4 protein-coding genes are annotated in these 3,349 nt (G+C 47.5%); 1 reads left to right on the forward strand and 3 read right to left on the reverse strand.

All coding sequences use genetic code 11. The features are described from left to right. Positions 1-464, reverse strand: a 464-nt coding sequence (mobV, locus tag J4D97_RS22670; RefSeq protein ID WP_208309578.1) for a MobV family relaxase, incomplete at its 3' end; no start/stop codon positions are given. Positions 465-1,529: 1,065 nt separating this feature from the next. Here mobV and J4D97_RS22675 point away from each other — a divergent pair. Then, a complete protein-coding gene (locus J4D97_RS22675; RefSeq protein WP_208309579.1) occupies positions 1,530-1,805 on the forward strand; it encodes a hypothetical protein in 276 nt (91 codons plus the stop codon). Here the strand turns inward: J4D97_RS22675 and J4D97_RS22680 are convergent. Both J4D97_RS22680 and J4D97_RS22685 read right to left on the reverse strand, forming a co-directional pair. Next, positions 1,797-2,372 (reverse strand): replication/maintenance protein RepL, encoded by a 576-nt coding sequence (locus J4D97_RS22680; protein ID WP_208309580.1) that lies wholly within the window; start codon positions 2,370-2,372, stop codon positions 1,797-1,799. The genes J4D97_RS22675 and J4D97_RS22680 overlap by 9 nt on opposite strands. 144 nt (positions 2,373-2,516) lie before the next feature. Continuing rightward, the coding region (locus tag J4D97_RS22685) for a hypothetical protein (RefSeq protein WP_208309581.1) at positions 2,517-3,349 on the reverse strand (833 nt) is incomplete at its 5' end.

Consider the following 3,349-nt stretch of genomic DNA (forward strand, 5'->3'; position numbering starts at 1 on the left):
TTAAAGAGCGTGTCTGCTGACAGCCGGCTATCCTTCGTGATAGGCACCACCACCGCATGAATGTGAGGGGTCTTCTCGTCCTGGTGCAGGGTGAAGCTAACAAGGTTCTTTTCTCCGAACTTCTCCTTTAAAAAGTTCAAATTGCTTTCCACCCATTTACTTCCTCGCATGTCGGCCGCTTGACCCTCCTTGTCTCGTTTGAATGCTTCCGGGCTAGCAGTCAGGAGCACTTCCATGGCTCGCACTTGGTCAGCCCGCACCTTGCGCGTAACTACTTCTCCAATCCGTTGCTCGGCTAAGCTCCAGTAGTCTTTTTGCTCCGAGTTGACCAACTCCTGGTTCAACGTTGCGGTACGCTCAGGATCGGCGTTGGGCGTATTCATTTCCCGGTAATTGTGGCGGGTCTTGCTCAACGCAGCGCTCTGCGTCTTGATCTTGGCAACACGAATAATGGCGGTAGACATCGGCAACGATTGGGGCAGTTAGGAAAAAAGGGCACCCCCGGAGGGCACACGGCAAATCCTGGGTAGGGCGGCGAAGCAAGCCCTACCCAGGATTTGCCATAGTGTGTTATGGCATTTGAACAATGCCTCTGGACGACTCCCACAAGGTAGCGAAAGGCCAGATAATTTCTATGCCTGATTGCCCGTCCCGGGCATAGGTTTTCTGGGCATAGGCCCTTCCGCGCACAGTGTCTTTTCCCTACTGCCCTAAACAGCGCGGAAGGGCCTATGCCCAGAAAACCTATGCCCGGGACGGGCAATAAAAAACCACCCGATCAGAGAGAGCGAATCTGCAACCTGATCGGGTGGGTGTCGTGCTAGCCAGATGAGGTGTAGCATCTGGGTTTGCGCGTCTAGGGCACTGAGCTATTCTTCCGGTTGCTCCTCAGCAGAGCCGTTGATGCTTCACTCAGTAAGACAAATATATGGATTGCAGGACTAATATTGCTTCTAACGGAAAAATACTAATTGTTGGTACTATTTAGTATTAGTGAGTTTGTCACAAAAAACTCATTTGTGCTTTTGTGGAGGGAATAATTCTCTGGGCAAATGAAGCACACTATTAGCAACAAAACGCTTGGCTTTCCTTCTGTACGGGAAGCACTCGATAGGCAATTGCTTATGGCAATTAGAGGCATGTCGATTCGCGTCCTACCCTTTTGCTATGCCTTGAGCCTATTTAGTGGTAAGCCATTTTCTGGCTGGGGTCGCTGCGAATTCCTTTGCGGAGCAACGCCAGGAACAGATAGATGGCTAACACTTCTGATCGGATTGTATTGGTCAGGGAGATAACCCTGAATGTGGAGTGAGTGTCCCCAACATAGAATCAAGTATGCCCAGTGCCAAAAAACGCCCTATAAAGGCTGAAAAACGCGGTTTAAGCTTCGCCGATTTCTTGTCCTTTTTTAAAAAACACCAAAAAGCCTCCTTGCGGACCTAATTATTCTTACCCACCGGGACAAAAAAGGAAGTCACCCGTGATACGGGCACATAACTCAAAACTAGCAACTGAGCAAAAGGGACATAATGATGAAAGAGCAAATTCTAACACTAAAGAAAGTATTTAAAGTAGTTGGTGCTCTACCAATTGCTTCTGGATTATTGACCCCATTGGGATCTAGCCCTGTTTTAGCCTTTCTATTATGCTTGTGTGGTTTGATATGCTGGCTCGCCAGTCAGTGGTTTATGGCTTCTTTTGAGCATAAATCAAAGGTGGTAGAGTTAGAGCCCGATAAATTACGTGCACAAGCCAAACTCTTGTTAGCACAAGCTGAGGCCAATAAAATAGCCCGTTCAGGCTGATTTCTTCTTTATCTGCTTCTGGCCTCTTTCTCGGGATTGAGCGTGACCTACTAGTTGAGTGCTGAATAAAGGTTTGTCTTGTTCAGCTTCTGATATGTAAACGGCTGCGTCAAACAGAGCATATCTCTTTCCATTAGCGTCTGACTTCCAAGCTATTTGAGCGTTTACAGCATAGATATTGGTATTACCCGATTTCAATACTGTCAGTGCTTTTTTCTCTTTTAAGTAGGCTATTGAATATCTAATCATTCGGTCACTCACACCAAATGCTTCTGCTAATGCTGTCTGGCTTACTACTAAAGCATTGCGCCTATCCATGTGCTTTATAATCCAAGTAAAAACCTTCACTGCTGTTGGGTTTTCACCTGTCATTTCAATTATCAGGTCTAGCTTATCTACATAGAGCTGAACAAAGTTGTCATTCACTGTCCCAACCTCACCAGTAGAGTAATCTACTACTTGTTTTTCGTGTGCCATACCTGAAATGGTGTTTCCTCTTATGAGGCAAATATATTTCCTATTACCGGAAATACAATTTCCTATAAAATGATAATCTAATTCCTTCAAGAGGAAAAACACCGGAAATAGCTTGTTTCCGGTATCCCGGAAATGGTGTTTCCGGTGTTTATGAATTAAAATATTGATTATCAATATTTTAATATGTCTTATATTCTTACTCTTCTTAACTGCGCCGTTAGAGCCAGTTAGATACTATCTACCGATACCACGATTGGTCCTTTTATGCTCGCGTGATTGAGTTCGCTCCTGCTCACGCAGCTGCTCACTGCGCACTACTCCTTTCTCACGCAATTGGCGGTCGGTGGGTTGCTCATACACTTCATACCCTAACTCCTTCGCCCGTTTCAGTAGACCAGTCACAGCTTTCGCGGTGTGAACTCCCGAGTAGTGCACGTTTAGCCCTCCGGTTTGCTTGTCTGCATTCACACCACAACCCACCTTGCTGAAAGCCTCTTTTACTTGGGACAACTTCTCCACCGGTATAACCAGCCGTGCAAAGGCTTTGGTATCGGTGCCCACCTTGTCCCACACCTGACGGTAGTTCTCCAATTCGGTGAGTTGCCTAGCCTGGTAAGCCTGCTGCGCTTGCGCTTGGCGCTCGCAATGGCGTTCCTCCTCTCTCCTGATTACTTCTCCCAAAGTACCAGCACCAATACCCTGTGGATGCAGCTCGGCCGCTTGCAGCCGGAATCCACTGCTTGTATGGACAATTTCTTTCTCCTGTTCGTACCGATAACCCTGCGCTTGCCAGCTGGTGGTAAAATGTGCCTGGCCCTGGTAGTTGCTTAAAAGCTGTTTCGCACTGGCTTGAGCTTTCTCAACTTCAGCTGTGCGCCATCGCTCAACCTGCTCAATCGTGGCCACCGGAATAGTTTTCTCTTGCACCACGTGCATGGCCAGCCTCACATACTGGCTGCGGGCCTGTTGAGTAGCCTGTTCAGCCTGTTCTTTCGCCTCAAAATTGCCTTGTTTTAGGCCCTCTGCTGTGCGTAGTTGCTTTTCGAGTACTTCCGCTCGCTCTACCG

Source organism: Hymenobacter defluvii (genome assembly GCF_017589435.1).
In the GTDB taxonomy this organism is placed as follows: domain Bacteria; phylum Bacteroidota; class Bacteroidia; order Cytophagales; family Hymenobacteraceae; genus Hymenobacter; species Hymenobacter profundi.